Origin of the sequence: Novosphingobium sp. NBM11 (genome assembly GCF_015390225.1) — a bacterium.
GTDB lineage: Bacteria > Pseudomonadota > Alphaproteobacteria > Sphingomonadales > Sphingomonadaceae > Novosphingobium.
On record NZ_VUOG01000001.1, the window covers coordinates 3,077,841 to 3,092,457 of the forward strand.

General features: G+C 62.2%; 28 protein-coding genes. 19 read left to right on the top strand and 9 right to left on the bottom strand.

Annotated features, from left to right (window positions below; all coding sequences use genetic code 11):
* Positions 1–2 precede the first annotated feature (2 nt).
* The 9 genes from F1640_RS15005 to F1640_RS15045 form a co-directional block, all read right to left on the bottom strand.
* Positions 3–965: a DUF2303 family protein gene (locus F1640_RS15005; protein WP_194919923.1), complete on the bottom strand. Its 963-nt coding sequence runs from the start codon at positions 963–965 to the stop codon at positions 3–5.
* Positions 966–987: 22 nt separating this feature from the next.
* Positions 988–1,566, bottom strand: coding sequence for an HNH endonuclease signature motif containing protein (locus F1640_RS15010; RefSeq protein WP_194919925.1), 579 nt, complete (start codon positions 1,564–1,566; stop codon positions 988–990).
* A 2-nt stretch (positions 1,567–1,568) separates the two neighbouring features.
* Positions 1,569–2,000 carry a hypothetical protein gene (locus F1640_RS15015; protein ID WP_194919927.1) on the bottom strand — a complete coding sequence of 144 codons (432 nt, stop codon included), beginning with the start codon at positions 1,998–2,000 and terminating at the stop codon, positions 1,569–1,571.
* A gap of 78 nt (positions 2,001–2,078) precedes the next feature.
* Positions 2,079–2,252 (bottom strand): hypothetical protein, encoded by a 174-nt coding sequence (locus F1640_RS15020; RefSeq protein ID WP_194919928.1) that lies wholly within the window; start codon positions 2,250–2,252, stop codon positions 2,079–2,081.
* Positions 2,249–2,542, bottom strand: a complete 294-nt coding sequence (locus tag F1640_RS15025; protein WP_194919930.1) for a hypothetical protein — start codon at positions 2,540–2,542, stop codon at positions 2,249–2,251. Before F1640_RS15025 ends, F1640_RS15020 begins: the two co-directional genes overlap by 4 nt.
* Positions 2,539–3,243, bottom strand: coding sequence for a helix-turn-helix domain-containing protein (locus F1640_RS15030; protein WP_194919932.1), 705 nt, complete (start codon positions 3,241–3,243; stop codon positions 2,539–2,541). Before F1640_RS15030 ends, F1640_RS15025 begins: the two co-directional genes overlap by 4 nt.
* Positions 3,240–3,395, bottom strand: a complete 156-nt coding sequence (locus F1640_RS15035) for a hypothetical protein (RefSeq protein ID WP_194919933.1) — start codon at positions 3,393–3,395, stop codon at positions 3,240–3,242. Before F1640_RS15035 ends, F1640_RS15030 begins: the two co-directional genes overlap by 4 nt.
* Positions 3,396–3,584: 189 nt before the next feature.
* A complete protein-coding gene (locus F1640_RS15040; protein ID WP_194919934.1) occupies positions 3,585–3,809 on the bottom strand; it encodes a hypothetical protein in 225 nt (74 codons plus the stop codon).
* Positions 3,810–3,932: 123 nt separating this feature from the next.
* The gene (locus F1640_RS15045) at positions 3,933–4,640 is read right to left on the bottom strand and encodes a DNA cytosine methyltransferase (protein WP_194919935.1); all 708 of its coding nucleotides are present in this window, start codon (positions 4,638–4,640) and stop codon (positions 3,933–3,935) included.
* A gap of 386 nt (positions 4,641–5,026) precedes the next feature.
* Between F1640_RS15045 and F1640_RS15050 the strand changes: the two genes are divergently transcribed.
* From F1640_RS15050 to xerC, 19 genes are all read left to right on the top strand, one after another.
* A complete protein-coding gene (locus F1640_RS15050) occupies positions 5,027–5,368 on the top strand; it encodes a helix-turn-helix domain-containing protein (RefSeq protein WP_194919936.1) in 342 nt (113 codons plus the stop codon).
* 361 nt (positions 5,369–5,729) lie between these two features.
* On the top strand, positions 5,730–6,068 hold the full coding sequence (locus F1640_RS15055; protein WP_194919937.1) for a hypothetical protein: 339 nt from the start codon (positions 5,730–5,732) through the stop codon (positions 6,066–6,068).
* Positions 6,065–6,391 (top strand): hypothetical protein, encoded by a 327-nt coding sequence (locus tag F1640_RS15060; protein ID WP_194919938.1) that lies wholly within the window; start codon positions 6,065–6,067, stop codon positions 6,389–6,391. Before F1640_RS15055 ends, F1640_RS15060 begins: the two co-directional genes overlap by 4 nt.
* Positions 6,388–6,744 carry a hypothetical protein gene (locus F1640_RS15065; protein WP_194919939.1) on the top strand — a complete coding sequence of 119 codons (357 nt, stop codon included), beginning with the start codon at positions 6,388–6,390 and terminating at the stop codon, positions 6,742–6,744. The genes F1640_RS15060 and F1640_RS15065 overlap by 4 nt, the downstream gene beginning before the upstream one ends.
* Complete coding sequence (locus F1640_RS15070) at positions 6,741–6,986, top strand: hypothetical protein (RefSeq protein ID WP_194919941.1); 246 nt, start codon at positions 6,741–6,743, stop codon at positions 6,984–6,986. The genes F1640_RS15065 and F1640_RS15070 overlap by 4 nt, the downstream gene beginning before the upstream one ends.
* A gap of 96 nt (positions 6,987–7,082) precedes the next feature.
* The gene (locus F1640_RS15075) at positions 7,083–7,913 is read left to right on the top strand and encodes a pentapeptide repeat-containing protein (protein ID WP_194919943.1); all 831 of its coding nucleotides are present in this window, start codon (positions 7,083–7,085) and stop codon (positions 7,911–7,913) included.
* Positions 7,910–8,077 carry a hypothetical protein gene (locus F1640_RS15080; protein ID WP_194919945.1) on the top strand — a complete coding sequence of 56 codons (168 nt, stop codon included), beginning with the start codon at positions 7,910–7,912 and terminating at the stop codon, positions 8,075–8,077. The genes F1640_RS15075 and F1640_RS15080 overlap by 4 nt, the downstream gene beginning before the upstream one ends.
* Positions 8,074–8,472 (top strand): hypothetical protein, encoded by a 399-nt coding sequence (locus F1640_RS15085; RefSeq protein WP_194919946.1) that lies wholly within the window; start codon positions 8,074–8,076, stop codon positions 8,470–8,472. The genes F1640_RS15080 and F1640_RS15085 overlap by 4 nt, the downstream gene beginning before the upstream one ends.
* A 13-nt stretch (positions 8,473–8,485) precedes the next feature.
* Positions 8,486–9,283: a hypothetical protein gene (locus F1640_RS15090; RefSeq protein WP_194919948.1), complete on the top strand. Its 798-nt coding sequence runs from the start codon at positions 8,486–8,488 to the stop codon at positions 9,281–9,283.
* 28 nt (positions 9,284–9,311) lie between these two features.
* Positions 9,312–9,590, top strand: a complete 279-nt coding sequence (locus F1640_RS15095; protein ID WP_194919950.1) for a hypothetical protein — start codon at positions 9,312–9,314, stop codon at positions 9,588–9,590.
* Positions 9,591–9,600: 10 nt separating this feature from the next.
* Positions 9,601–9,942 (top strand): hypothetical protein, encoded by a 342-nt coding sequence (locus tag F1640_RS15100; RefSeq protein WP_194919951.1) that lies wholly within the window; start codon positions 9,601–9,603, stop codon positions 9,940–9,942.
* 26 nt (positions 9,943–9,968) lie between these two features.
* Positions 9,969–11,165: a recombinase RecT gene (locus F1640_RS15105; RefSeq protein ID WP_194919953.1), complete on the top strand. Its 1,197-nt coding sequence runs from the start codon at positions 9,969–9,971 to the stop codon at positions 11,163–11,165.
* Between the two features lie 2 nt (positions 11,166–11,167).
* Positions 11,168–11,350 (top strand): hypothetical protein, encoded by a 183-nt coding sequence (locus tag F1640_RS15110; RefSeq protein ID WP_194919955.1) that lies wholly within the window; start codon positions 11,168–11,170, stop codon positions 11,348–11,350.
* The gene (locus F1640_RS15115) at positions 11,351–11,869 is read left to right on the top strand and encodes a hypothetical protein (RefSeq protein ID WP_194919957.1); all 519 of its coding nucleotides are present in this window, start codon (positions 11,351–11,353) and stop codon (positions 11,867–11,869) included. It begins immediately after the preceding gene.
* 51 nt (positions 11,870–11,920) lie between these two features.
* Positions 11,921–12,121 carry a hypothetical protein gene (locus F1640_RS15120; RefSeq protein WP_194919959.1) on the top strand — a complete coding sequence of 67 codons (201 nt, stop codon included), beginning with the start codon at positions 11,921–11,923 and terminating at the stop codon, positions 12,119–12,121.
* Positions 12,118–12,801 (top strand): hypothetical protein, encoded by a 684-nt coding sequence (locus F1640_RS15125; RefSeq protein ID WP_309229274.1) that lies wholly within the window; start codon positions 12,118–12,120, stop codon positions 12,799–12,801. Before F1640_RS15120 ends, F1640_RS15125 begins: the two co-directional genes overlap by 4 nt.
* Before the next feature lie 244 nt (positions 12,802–13,045).
* Positions 13,046–13,264, top strand: a complete 219-nt coding sequence (locus F1640_RS15130; protein ID WP_194919962.1) for a hypothetical protein — start codon at positions 13,046–13,048, stop codon at positions 13,262–13,264.
* A complete protein-coding gene (locus F1640_RS26045) occupies positions 13,261–13,560 on the top strand; it encodes a helix-turn-helix domain-containing protein (RefSeq protein WP_194919964.1) in 300 nt (99 codons plus the stop codon). Before F1640_RS15130 ends, F1640_RS26045 begins: the two co-directional genes overlap by 4 nt.
* Entirely contained in the window at positions 13,446–14,528 is a 1,083-nt protein-coding gene (gene xerC / locus F1640_RS15140; protein ID WP_255530378.1) for a tyrosine recombinase XerC, read from the top strand. The genes F1640_RS26045 and xerC overlap by 115 nt, the downstream gene beginning before the upstream one ends.
* Positions 14,529–14,617 lie beyond the last annotated feature (89 nt).

Sequence of the window (14,617 nt, forward strand, 5' to 3'; positions counted from 1 at the left end):
GATTACGCCTCCGGAGTGCCGGAGTAGATCGGGAGGCCGGTCTGTTCGGCGACGGTGGCGAGCGCTTCGTTGAACGCGGTTTCGAACGTCAGGTCATGCCGCCACAGTTCGTACCAGAACACCGGCTTGCCCGACGCCAGGCGATAGCGAAGGCGCGCAATGATCCGGAACATTTCGGTCGAGCGCGCGAACACCGGGATGGTGATCGAGAACAGCTTGGGGAAATCGACTGGCTTGCCGTCAGCCTGCTTGTGTTCGGAAACGAACGTCAGTTGCGTCTCGCCCGACGTGAGATTTACCGCTTCGCACGATTCCGCCGTTTCGTAGATGCGGAACTTCAGCGAGAGATCGACAAGCCGCGTAGGCGATGCAACGGCGCCGTCCGTCGTGGCGCGGTTGGCCTTGGCGAACTTCTGCGCCGGCGCCGACCAGCTGGACACCGGATCATCAGACACATCGACAATGCGCGTTTCGAGGAACTGCGCAAAATCGCCCATGCCCATCGGCGTGTTGTTCTTGGCGATCCATGCCTTCCATTCTTCGGAAAGAGGGAACGCATAGCTGGCCCGGTGACGCATCGGCTGAGCGGGATTGACGCCGGCCGCGCCATTTTCCGGATGGTAATCGAAGATCGCGGTCAGCGACGGCTTGGTGAAATCATCGACCGCGTAGATCGCCGAATGCGCGAACTTGAAGCGGTTCACCACGTCGATGAACGACGGCAGTTGCGTCAGCGTCGCTTTGCCCGTCCGCGCGAGTGGAAAAGCGCGGTATTCATCCCAGGACGCGGCGGGGATCAGGGAATGCGCGCCGTTCTGGCCGATCGCAAACGGTGCCTGCGTGCCGTCGCGGGGATCTGCAATGTTCTCGATATTGGTGCGCAGATGGTCTTCGGCCTTGGAAAAGGCGGTGGCCATGATTTCGCCGGTGCGATCGGCGACAAGGTCGGTCTTGGTCTCAGTCATGTGTGGATTCCTTCTGTGCGCCTCAGCGCGTTCCGTGATTTGGGTGGTATTGGTATTGCTGCTCGGCAGCTTTTCTGGCGGCAATGGCATCATCCTTGGATTTGAACCGGCCAAGAAAATGCCGCTTTCCGTCATGCTGAATTTTGGCTGCCCAGCGGCCGTGCCGCTTGTCCCAATTGACGCCTAGCGCGCCGGACATGTTGTTCTGGCGCAGGCGTTGGTTGCGGCAATTCTCGCTCGCAGAAACGATCCGCAGATTTTCAGGTCGGTTGTCTGTTCGAATTCCGTTGATGTGATCGATTTGGCAGGCGGGCCATGGGGCGGCCCATGCTCCGGTCGAAAGCGCCCAAACGACACGATGCGCCACAACCGGAAAACCAAACAGGCGACCAGTCAGGTAGCCATTCGCCAGCTTTTTGGCGAAGGCAGACTTGCCCGCGAAGCGAGTATTCCATGCCCGCATCGAGCCTATTGGGCACTCGGCATCAGCGAAGTGCTCGATCATGCGTTCACGCCAGGTCAAACCTCCCGTAAGAGGATCAAGATCGACTAACTGTTTGAGTTGGTCGATTGTGACCGCTTCGCTGATGTCTCGCGCCATGATTAGGCAGACCGAACTTCAGTTGAAGGCAAAGAAACCTCCCTGATATTACCAAACAAATTTCCCTGGCGGGGCTTGTTCGGGCTGAGCCGGCCGTCAGACGTGAACCACGCCACGGTTGCGCCGTGCTTTTCGACTGGCAGCTTGAACGCCAGCGAAGGCGTCAGCACAGAGAATTCGCGGGTGGGGTCGAATTCCACTTCGATCGAAAGGGTAATCTTACCCTTTACCTTGCGGTTGCCATCGATACCGGCGGCTTCCAGTTTGGTCGCGAATTCCTTGAGCGGATCGGTGCTGTCGCTGTTGAACTGCCCGTCCTTGAGCATCATCAGCAGGTCGGACAGCGTATTCGCAGCAGGGTAGCGGCGGCCACCATCGGCGGCGGCTTCCTCGAACACCTCGCCGGTATCAGGGTCGAACTCGTCGGTCTTCATTGTCATACTCCACGGCGCGGGTTAAAAAGCACTGGAGCGCCGCGCCTTTGCGCCCCAAGGAAACTCAAAGGCGCGGCCTCACCGCTCAGACAACGGCAGAAACTCGGGCGGCGTCGGCAGGCCCATGGCGGTCCGCATTTCGAACGTGCGCTGACGGCGGCGCTCAAGCTCGTTGCGGGCGTGGATGCTGGACAGGACGCGCGCGGCCTCGGATGCATCGGGACGGCGGCGGAACAGGCGCAGGAAGTTCATGCGGATTTCCTCAGTGAACAGAACCGGCTCTTGCAGGTCGTGGCCATGCTGCCGGCGACACGACGGTCACATTGATCGCACCAGACCATTTCACTCGTGGCCGGAGTTGGCGCTGGCACCGCAACCGCCTTCAAACCTCGCGAAGGGATGACCTTCGTCGGGATCACGCGATTGATAAGCTCGCGGATCACGGCGGACTTCTCCCGAGACCCCAACACGTCGAGAAATTCGGCGATTTCGTAGGCCGACGCGGTAAGCGCGAAAACGCTCATGTCTTTGGGGGCGGTCATTGCCCGTCTCCCAGAAACAGCGCGGCCACCCGGCGCATATCGGCATCCGCGCAGTCCTCGAACATGCGGATGTTGTGCATCACCGTGGAATGATTCCGGCCGCCCAGCCACTTGCCGATCTGTGGCAGGCTGGCCCGGCCGCGCTTGTGCAGGATGTAGATGCAGACCCGGCGCGGGATCACGACGGGCTTTGCGCGCGACGGCCCGATGATATCGGCAGCCGTGACACGATAGGCCTGTGCGACCGCACGGACAATTTCATGCCACGTCACCGGCCCATTGGCAGGCGCAGGCAGTTCCGGCGCATCCAGGTGCTTGGTCTGGTCGCGGACGCGGCGCGGTTCCGGTTCGCGGAAGTGAACAACCGGTTTCAGCTTGGGCAGCGCCGCAATCTCACGTTGCTTCATCTGGACGGGCCGCACGCGGAAATCGTCGGGATCACCTTCGGGGACGCCCAGCATATCGGAAACACGCCGGTATTCGCGGACAGGCGCGGTCTCAGCGTGCTGCAGTTCCTCGATCTGGCGCAGCGTCGGCGCCCGGCCGTAGAAGTCCATGACGCGCGCGCGGATCGTGGATGCGTCGGTGATATAGCGGGCCAGTTGCGCGGCATAGGCGCGGGGGCCGTCCTCGCTGCGATCGCGCCGGATGCCACCATGGGCATGGTCGTGCAGGTGGGAAGTCGGGCAGGCGATGCTCATACGGCCTGCGCTCCCAGCTTGCGACGGATTCGGCGTAGGGTGTCGCGCGCCTGAACCGCAGTCAGACCGAGGCGCTCGCCAGCCTCACGGACCTCGATGCCCTGCGACAGCAGTTCGGCGAAATGATCGGTCTTGGTGATAACGGGCCTCATATCCCCCGCCTCCCCAGCATCGATCGCGGGTAATGCACCGCAGCATAATCCACCGCAGCCGCGTACATCGCGGGATCGAACGCGGTCTGCAAAAGGCCCTCGCGGCTGAAAACCGGCACCCTGACGCCATCGCAGTTAACGAGACGGAGGTGTGTTCGCTTATGACGCAGCGCAAAATCGGACATAGTTTCAGGCTCCTGTTTCGGGCAGGGCGGGGGAGTGGGAAATCTCGGGAACAGTGGAGGCGGCGAGCCGGGAGAGGATGGAGGCCGCCGCCTCCTGCCCTTCGGCGCGACCCGAGGGGCGATCATTGACCGCGCAAGGCAGCGCCCGGCGGGTGAGGTTGTGGCGCCAGTGCGTGAGCGCAGCGGTGCGCAGGATCGCGCGGCGCAGGTCGGACTTGGTGGCGCTCATTCCCCGCGCTCCCTGTCATGGACCCACTTAACCCAGCGATGGGTTGCCCAGACGATCGCAACGCACGCGACAGCCCAGATCAGGACAGCCAGCGCGACCCAGCCGATGATGTCAGCGCGCATGTTAGGCGGCGCTCCGAACATGAAGGAATTGAAGCAGCCTCTCGCCAATCCATTTCGTGTAAGCGGGAGGTATTGCCTGCGACAATTCGGCCATTGTCATCCAGTCGATACCCATGGCCTTTCGCGCCTCTTCGACCGGAAAGGTCAATCGGCTGCGATTTCTCACCACATTCATTTGTGGCGTACTGCCTGTTACGGTAATGACTTTCCGGCGGTGGTCATGAGCATGACCGCCGTAAACGCCGACGACAGAGCCTCCGTGATTGCACTGTGGCAGCAGGCCGACATTCCAATTAGTCTCGAAAAGGCGATGCCTGCGAAGTTGCGCGCCGCACGTGGTGGACAGGGCGAACATCGAGCCGCAAAGCATGATGGGATTATTCAGGGGCGCGCCAACCACGTTCTCCATGATCCATGGCTTGCCGCTGGATTTCAGCAGATCGCGCGTTTCTTCGATGCGATCGACGTGATGTTCCTGCCTTCCACTTACCCGCGAAATGCGGGAGTGGGCTTGGCAAGGAGGCGATGCATGGATGGCATCGAACGAAGCAATGAATGCGGGATCAAGGTTCAGACAATCTGCTTGAACGAACTCGAATGGATAACGGCGCTGCGGCTTTATATCGACGCCGACCACCTCGAATCCAGCCTGATGGTATCCCATTGCGGCCCCACCGGCGCAGCAAAAGAGATCAAGTATTTTGAACATCAGTACCTCGGCAGATCAGCCCCGATCGCCTCGCGCCACATGGTGCGGAGGGCGTACAGGGTGCGGATGATGGGGATATGGCGGAGCATTCACACCGCCTCCGGGGAGGTGCGGGGGTGGCTGTCAGTCCGAAAAAGTCGTCAGCGCGCACTTCGCCATCGGTCGCCTCGAAAATTCGCGCCATGACATCCTTCGTCGGAACAGACCCGTTACGCAGCCGGTTGACGGTTGATTGCTGGACGCCAATCAAGGTGGCGAAATCCACCTCCTTGATCGCCTTGGATTTGAGGTAGGTGTCTAGGGTCATAGCCCTGAATATGCATTCCACGCATAAATTGTCAACGCTCGAATATGCGTCAGGGCGCATTCCGAAGCGAGCGCGGCTCATGCATCATACGCATATGGTGCAGAAGCGGCGAAAAACGTATCTTCGCGAGTGGCGGAAGATGAAGCCAGGGCGAACCTTGGAGCAGGTCGCTGCCGAGTTACATATCACGCAACCACAGCTAGGACGGATTGAGCGCGGGGAGCAGCCATACAATCAGGACCTACTAGAGGCGCTGGCGGAAATTTATGGGTGCGAGCCAGATGAGTTGATTTGGCGCGATCCTACCAAAGCCGGATTGGTAGTGGATATGGTCAAGCGGCTTGATCAAGAACGCCAGAATCAGATCGCCGCCTTTATTCGCGCACTTGATGAAACGGCCCGAGATGGGACGAGGGGATGAAAGAAGGCGATGGCGCTGACGTAATTGGAAAATTGGTGGTCGGCGCGTGCGCCGTCATGTGCCTCGTAGCATACTGTTTGCAGCCGCTTGCGGAACGGTACGGCCTATTTTTCGCAATAGGCTGGACTGGCCTAGTTCTAACCGCTTTCTCTGGAAAGCGCTGACATCCCCCACCCCGCTCCGGCGGGGTTTCTTTTTGAGGGGTGGGAAGGTGTTTCCTACAAATCGACCTTTTGCCATGATCGAGGTTGGCGATTCGTGCCGCGCTAGATAAAATGCGTCACATGCATATTTCCTCTTGACGGGTTTATGCGTCACATACATATTTCCTCCACAGCCAGCGATGGCAATGGAGGCGAAGATGCAGACACCTACGAAACTGACGGCAGATGAGATCGCTCTCTGCGAACGGTTCGGAGAATTCCTGATTGCGCTGAACAAGCGCACTGGGATGAAGAATATCACCGTCAGCCAGCATCGAGCCGTTGGCGGATTTTTCTCCGCTTCGGTGCAGGATGCCTATAAGGCGTTTAGCTGCGGCTATAGCGCTGGCCAGTCGCTCGCTGACCGCCTGCAAGGCGCGGTCGATGCCTTCGCCGCAGCCAATCCCCCCGAGAAGACGGAGGAAGAGCGCGCCAAGGAACGTGCCGCCGAATTGCGGGCTGAACTGGCGCGGATCGAAGCGGAGCAGTCCGCATGATTCCGCTCCGCACCCCCATGGCGCAGGATATGGCGCGCGAGGAAGCGCTTGTGCCCGTCATCGCCACCGGCCGCGTATTTGCGACCTACATGCAGGCAGCCCGCCGCAATCTCGAAACGATGCTGCGCCTGTCCGAAGCGCTCCGTGATCCGGAGTTCGCCCGTGAAGCGCAACTGCTGCTCGACAACTTCAACGACTGCGCACGCGGTGCCGAGGCGCTGATTGCCGACAGCGAGGAGTTCGAGGCTTCCTACCGCGACTGCGATCAGTTCTGGCGGGACAGTTTCCATGCTGACCGCGCTGGACTGGGGGAAGTGGCATGACGGCGGCGCACATCCAAGGTCCGTGGACTGATGGCAATGAGGCTATTCTTGCCAAGGTTGACCGAGTGCGCCCGTGGGTCAGCACGATTTTCCGCAAGTGTCATGACGGCAGTGAGGCCAATGCCCTCGTTGCAATGTGCTTCGGCGCAACCATTGAAGAGGCCGTCGCACTCTCCCGCCTGATCGCCGCCGCTCCGGAACTGCTTGCCCTCGTCGAAAAAATCGATCGCTGGATACAGCGCTCCGAAGATGATGAGGATTGCGAGTACCTGAACGGCGAAGGCTGGGATGATCTTCGCATCCTGCAAGTCGTGGGCAGGGCCGCCATCGCCAAAGCGCGAGGTGCCGCATGAGCTTCGCTGCCCCCGTCCTGACCGCCGAAGCATCGGAAACCCTCTCCCTGCGCGACAAATGGGCGCGCGCCATTTCCGCCGACCGTGCGCTGAGCAATGCGCTTGCCGATCACGCGGCTGAGGAAACGATCGACCGGCTTTCCAATATCCAGTTCGACACCCGCGAGGCGCTTTACGATGAACTGGCCGCGCTGGGGATCGATCGCAAGCTGGCTGCTGCCGGCGGGGCGGTGCTGCTGTGATCCGCGCCGCTCTCCGCGACGAATGGCCCTGCGCTGTGGTGCTGCTCGCCATGATGCTCGTGTCCCCGTTTCTCGTGCTTGTTCTGGAGGCCTTCCGTGACTAACACTATCCCCACCTACACGTCTGAAAAAGCCTATCGCCTGATCGTCGCCAAGAAGGTGCAGGGCGAATACCACGTCACCGGCTCGCTCGACCTCAGCGGCTGCGACCTGTCCGGCGTCACGCTGCCTACCAGCGTCGGCGGATGGCTCGACCTCAGTGGCTGCGACCTGTCCGGCGTCACGCTGCCCACCAGCGTCACCGGCTCGCTCTACCTCAGCGGCTGCGACCTGTCCGGCGTCACGCTGCCTACCAGCGTCGGCGGATGGCTCGACCTCAGTGGCTGCGACCTGTCCGGCGTCACGCTGCCCACCAGCGTCACCGGCTCGCTCTACCTCAGCGGCTGCGACCTGTCCGGCGTCACGCTGCCCACCAGCGTCACCCGCTCGCTCGACCTCAGCGGCTGCGACCTGTCCGGCGTCACGCTGCCCACCAGCGTCACCGGCTCGCTCTACCTCAGCGGCTGCGACCTGTCCGGCGTCACGCTGCCCACCAGCGTCGGCGGATGGCTCGACCTCAGTGGCTGCGACCTGTCCGGCGTCACGCTGCCCACCAGCGTCGGCGGATGGCTCGACCTCAGTGGCGCGAAAAATCCCGATCCTCGCCAGTGGTGGCAGGAAAACGGTGATGCCACGCGCCGCCACTGTCTCGCTGTCTGCCCTGAAGATGGCTACGCCTTGGTTCAGACGGATACCGACAAATTCTTTGCCGGATGCCGCAAGGGACTGACGCGCGAACAGGCGCTTCGTCATTGGGATCGCAGCGACGCCCGCGCCAAACTGTTCCGCGATGCCATTCTTGCGAACGCGCTGGTCCCCGCATCATGACCGCCCGCGTCCACGTCCCCGTGCCCACCATGCGCCAGAGCAGCGTCGGCACCGCGCATCCACCCCTGTTCGGCGTGACGCCAACCCGTGCCTGGTATGCCGAGCGCATGGCCAAGCGTGCGCCGTGGTGGCGGCGGATCGCGTCGAAGTTCGGCGCGAAATGAGCCGCGCGCCCGCCACCTATGCCGATGCCCAGGCCGTCATGGCGCGCACCTTTCGCGGTGTCGATGCATCCGAGCCGGTGGCGGGCTTCTACAAGGTCCGGCTCGGCCGCGACACGATCATTCTCGGCGTTCGCCTCTGGTTCGGGCCGCCGCACGATCCCGAGACCGGCGAGGTTATGGACCGGTCGTGGCGCTGGCAGGCCGAGGCCAACGGCGAGCCGATCGACTTCGATACCGTATGGCCGAAGTGCGCCGGGGAACCGGTGACGGAAGCCGAATACCGCTCGCTCGTCGCCCGGCAGGCGTGGGCACGCCAGCACGCGCCGGACAGCGCCTACGCCGAGCGTGGCCGCAAGGTTGATCGGCTCTCCACCAGCACCCCTTTGCCTTTTTAGAGGAGCATTCCCCATGCCCGTTACCCAGCCTGTGTTCGATGACGTTGCGCCGTGGCCTGAACTGAACCCGCGCGCCGTGATCGGCGGGAACCAGCCGCCCATCGAGGAGCGCATTCCGGCCGAGTTCCGCGCCGCGCTGCTGGCCCAGCGCCCCGACTTCCTCCAGAAACTGGACGATCTTCTCGGGAAGCCGGCAACCGATGACGCTGAAGCCACCGAAGGCGCTGTGCATCGCGCCAAGTGCGACAGCGATGAAACGCTGGCCAAGTGCGCTTCGCTTCTGGCGATCCTTCGGGCGGCTGAGAAGCATGTCGATGCCGTCCATACCGCTGAAAAGAAGCCGTACCTTGAGGCCGGAAGGCTGGTTGATGGGCAGAAGAATGCACTGAACCAGCGGATCAGCGCTGGCCGCCAGATCATCGAAAACCTGCAATTCAAGTACGCCGCCGACAAGCGCGAAAAGGAACGCCAGCGGCTCCAGAAGGAAGCCGAAGAACGCGCCGCGCTTGAAGCGCTGGCCCGCGAGAACAACCTCGAAACCGCGCTTCCGCCCGCACCAGAGCCGGAGCCGGTCCCGATCAAGGCGGCGCCGATCCGCTCCGATGACGGTGCGACCGTTTCGCTCGGCGTCGAATACGTCACCACGGTCACCGATTACCGGCGCGCGTTCACCCATGTGAAGAACGACGCCAAGGTCAAGGAAGCCATCGACGCGGCGATCAAGCGCTACGCGAAGGCGATCAAAGCCACCGACAAGACCGAACTGGCCGGCGTGAAGATCTTCGAGCAGCCGAAGGTCAACAACCGCTGATCCCCACCCCCAAACCGGAGTTACGCCCATGCCCCGCGTCTATGTTGCCTGCAAGTTCCGCCCGACCGACGCCCGCGCGTTCACCTATTACTATGACGGCGAGGAGCCGTTGCAGGTGGGCGACATCGTGAAGGTGCCCGACCGTTCCGGCGATGGCTGGAAGCGCGTCGAAGTCGTGTCGATCACCGACGAGGAGCCGGCGTTCCCAACCAAGGGGATCATCGGCCTCTACCAGCCCGACCTCGAACCCGAAGCGCCGAAGGTGGCCGACGCCGATCCGCTCGCGGGCGACGTGAACCTGTTCTGAGGAGCCTGCCATGACCAGCATCAAGTTCAGCAACGACTACGGATATTCGCCGGCATCGCCCTTCTGGCTCGTGTACGCCGAGCAAACGACGGCGATCGAGCAGATCGTCGAGCGGCATCCGGACAAGGATTCCGCAGAACATGCGGCGGCCCGGTACGCGCTGGCGTTCCCCGGTCACCAGTTCCACGCGCTTGCCTGCGCGGCGACCGTCGAAACCGATCCTGTCGTGGTCGGCAAGCGGTTCGATCCGAGGCGCACGCCTCCCGTTGAAGCCGCGATCGAACCAAACCCTGCGTTCGCGGAGGTTGAGGTGCCGGTGGCGCTTCCGCACCCCGACGACGAACCTCTCTAAACCTTCAGCCCCAGGAGAACACCCCAATGAACGCCGTGTCCACGGTGAGCGAGTTCAAGAACGCGCTCACGACTTTCGAGGGGCAGATTTCGACCGTCTCTCGGCAACTGGCGGTTTCACTGCCGAGCCACATCAGCATCGAGAAGTTCCAGCGCACGCTCATGGCGGCGGTGAAGGCCGATCCCGAACTTCTGCGGGCGGATCGCGCATCGTTGATCAACGCCTGCGAAAAGGCGGCGCTCGATGGCCTTCTGCCCGACAAGCGCGAGGCAGCGCTGGTTATCTTCAAGCGCAACTACAAAGACGCGCAGGGCGCTTGGCAACAGGCACTGGACGTCGCCTACATGCCGATGGCCTACGGCTTGCGGAAGAAAATCCTTCAGTCGGGCGAAGTGACCGACATCACCGCAAAGGTGGTGTACCGCGCCGAAGTCGAAAAGGGAGCCTTCATCTACGAGGAAGGCACCGAAGCGATGCTGCGCCACCGCCCGTTGCTCGACATGAGCGAGGACGAGGCGAGCGATGACAACATCGTCGCGGTCTATTCGATGGCTACCTACAAGGACGGGTCAAAGTCCTACGAGGTGCTGAGGCGGTTCGAAGTCGATCGCGTGCGCGAGTGCTCGCAGACCGGCGCGACCAAGGACAAGAAGGGGCAGCCGCGCCGGCCGTCGGGGCCTTGGGTCGATTTCTACGCGGAAATGGCGAAGAAGACCGCCATGCGTCGCCACAGCAAGACGCTCCCGATGAGCGGCGACCTGATGGTCGATGTGGAAGGCCGGGAGCTGGACGCGGCCACGCGATCCACCGAACGGATGTTGTCTGTCGAACCACGAGGCCCAATTGCCCTGCCGACCAACGAGGAACTGGCGCAGCGCGAAGGGGTGGATCTCGAAACCGGCGAAGTGCTGGAGCGCAACCCTGCCACCGGGATGACCGAAGTGGACGAGGAAACCGCGCGCCAGCTCGACGCCAACGACGGTACCCTGTCCGAAGATAACCCGACCGCCGCAGAGGGACGCGCCGACGAACACCACGGCGACCAGCACGACGATGACCGCCCGACGCTCGCGCAGGCCACCACGTACATCAAGGAGGCCGGCACGATCATCGATTTGAACAGCCGGTTCAACGAGGTCAGCGGCTTTTTCGAGGGCGATGAACTGCTCGCCCTGACCGACGACAAGGCCGACCGCGCCAAGGCGCTCAAGGGAGGGAAGTGACCATGCTCTACGCCATCACTATCATCGCCTTTGCCGCGATTATCAACACGCTCGCCGCGTTCCTGTACCGCGAGCGCGCCCGCAATCGCAACCTCCGCAACAACTGCTACCTGACCAACGAGCGCGGCCATCGCGTCCGGTACTGGCAGGCTTCGGAGCAGGTGCGGCGGAAGGTGGAGGGGTAGGTGAGCAAGGAACTCATCGCCGCCACGGAGCGCGAGATCGCCGACTGGCATGGCGTCACGATGACGCACGAGCCGGACGGCGGGAAGCACGGGCGGATTTCCCTGCACTACGCCGGCAACAGCCGCTTGGTCATTATCGCCAAGACGCCGGGCGATCACCGGGCGCTACCGAACCATCTTGCCATCGTGCGCCGCGAACTACGCGCACTTGGCGCCGAAAAGGCAAGGATAGTGGTCGGCAAGCCCAAGGCCGAACGCCCGTTCAAGCCGCTTATCCCGGCAACACACAAGCCCTTGGAGGCATTGGAGACCGTCATCATGCAGACCAAAAACACCGAACAGAAATTCAAGGCCATTTTCGACGGGATCGAAGATCTGCGATATGGCGAAATGCTCCATTTCGCGGACCTTCTTCGGAAGGCATCGATCGCCATGAAACTCCGCCGTAGCGAAGTTCATAGCTGGGCGCGCACCCTGCAATTTGCCGTCAATGCGCACGAACATCGGTCGAAGTCCTAACCCGACCCGCCCCATCCTTTCGAAATACGCGAATTTGAGGTGATGTGAGCAATGACCCTAACCATCCTCCGCGCCTACATCGGCCCGCATCGCGAGATAGACGCCGATACCGAGCTTCTCTCGCTGGGCCTCACCGATGGCCACAAGGAATGCATCGCCGCCGAAATCGAAGACGCCTGCGGTGTCGAGATCAGCGAGGATCAGGCGCGGGCATGGCGGACCGTGGGGGATTTGCTGGGGGTGGGGGCGTGACCGCCCGCGTCCTGATCGGCTGCGAACGCAGCGGCGTTGTCCGCCGCGCGTTTCTGGCACGCGGCTTCGATGCGTGGTCTTGCGATATCGAACCTGCCGACGATGGCAGCAACCATCACATTCGCGGCAACGTTCTTGATCACTTGGACGATGGCTGGGATTTGTTGATAGCGCATCCGCCCTGCACGATCCTGTGCAATTCCGGTGGCCGCTGGCTCTACATTGGCGGGAAAAAGATCAATGGCCAGGATGAGGATCGCTGGGCTGAACTTGAGCAGGCTGCATCGTTTTACCGTGCGTGTCGCGAGCAGGGCGATATCCCGCGAAGGGCGATCGAAAACCCCGTCATGCACAAGCACGCTATCGCGTTTACAGGGCGTGGGTTCACTCAATTCGTGCAGCCGTGGTGGTTTGGTGACCCCTTTTTCAAGGCAACCGGTTTCGAGTTGATCAATCTGCCGAATCTTCAGCCCACCAACAAACTGACGCCACCGAAGGCGGGCACAGACGAGCACAAGGCGTGGAGCCGAGTGCATCGCGAGCCGCCCGGGCCGGATCGCGCGCGGAAGCGTTCGCAGACCTTTCCCGGCATTGCCGCCGCCATGGCTGATCAATGGGGTCTGGAATTGCGCGCCGCCGGCAGCGACGAGCCGGCTCAGATGGAGTTGTTCGGGGTATGATCCACTACATTCAGGAGGCAGTCCGCCTCGCTATCGGAGACCCGATCAAAGGCATCTGGCCGCGACTGCCCAAGGGTTGCGCGCTCTGGATCCGGAGGTCGGTTCGGGGTGAAGTTTTCCCGCACGGCGTCGTCAGTATCCGATCAAAGGGCCGAACTGGAGCCGCTGTCCGGGTTGCTCTGATGCGTGAGCTTCGGGGCAGGAATATTGTGCTTCCGAAGATTGATCGGCGTCGGAGGCGGCGATGACCGCCCCCTACACCTCCTGCGGAAAGCAACTCCTGCGCGGCAGGAAGCACATCGCTGATTGCTGCGATCCGGAGACGGCCGAAGCGCTGGCTATCCTGCTGAACAGTGCGGAAATCGTGTTCTGGAAGGATGATGAACGGATGGAACGCGCTCAAAGGGTACTTTGGCCGAATGACACGGACGAGGCCGGCAAGTTCACTGTGGAGGCGGTATGATCCGGGAGCTTCTCACCGAAGAGCAGGCGGCGAAGTCGCTGGGCATGAGCGCGCGGACCTTGCGCGGCATCCGGTCGAAGGGGATGATCCGCTACATTCGCACGAGTCCCCGCACGATCCGCTACACGCCCGAGGACTTGGACGAATACCTCGCGAAACAGACCACCCAGGACCAGCCGCAATGTCGCTCTACAAGCCGAAGAAAAGCAAGCACTGGCACTATGATTTCGTCATCAAAGGTGTCCGCCATCACGGAAGCACTCATGTTGCGTCGAAGCGCGACGCTCAGGCCGTAGAGGATGAAGTCCGCCGCAAGGCCATGCTGGGCGAGAAGGTCAAGCCTTCGATCGGTCTGCTGGCGGCCTGCGATGCATGGTTCGAGGCCAAGGGCAAGTTCATGCGGAGCGAGAAGACGGTGAAGTACCAGCTGGTGAACCTTGCCGATGGACTCGGGCCGAACGTGCCCTTGCAGGACATCGGCCTTGTCGAGATCGATCGCTACGTGGCCAAGCGCCGCGCGACCGTCTCCAACGCCAGCGTGAACCGCGAAATGGAATTGCTCCGCAGCGTCATCAACTGGCACCGGGCGAGGGGGTTCAGCGCCCCGGAGATCGCGTGGAAGGAGGCGATGCTTCGCGAGGCCGCCGTCAAGACCCGCGTGCTGTCCGATGCCGAGGAGACCGCGCTGTTCGAGAAGCTGCCGGCGAGCCTCAAGCCGATCGTCGAGTTCGCTCTCATCTCCGGGCAGCGCAAGGCCGAGATCGTCACCCTGCGCTGGTCCGACGTTGATCTGCAAGCAGGCCGCGCGACGGTATGGGCCAAGGGCCAGAAGCCGCACACGTTCCCGCTGACGCCGCGGCTGACCGCGATCATCGCCAACCAGCCCAAGGTCTGCCCACAGGTGTTCACCTACATCGCCGAGCGGGACAGCCCTCCGCGCAAGGATCGCGTCGCGCGCAAGAAGGGCGAGCGCTATCCGTTCAGCAAGCAGGGATGGGACCGCAAGTGGCGCCGGGCGCTCAAGGATGCGGGGATCGAGGGGTTCCGCTTCCACGATACCCGGCACACCGCCTTGACCCGCACGGGCAGCATCGAGGTAGCTTTCGACCTCGCCGGGCACTCGGACATCCGCACGACGAAGCGGTACTTCCACACGGCCGAGGAGAAGGTCCGCGAGGCCATGATTGCGGCCGAGTCCCGGACTATTCCCGAACCATCATCGACCAGCGTCGAAAAACTAAGGAAATCCGCCAATGCAAGATGATCGGATCTCTGGTCCCAAACCAGATGCGCTACCAGGCTGCGCTACTCCCCGACACCGGGTTGCCCTTAGGGATGGCGGCCGGTGGACGC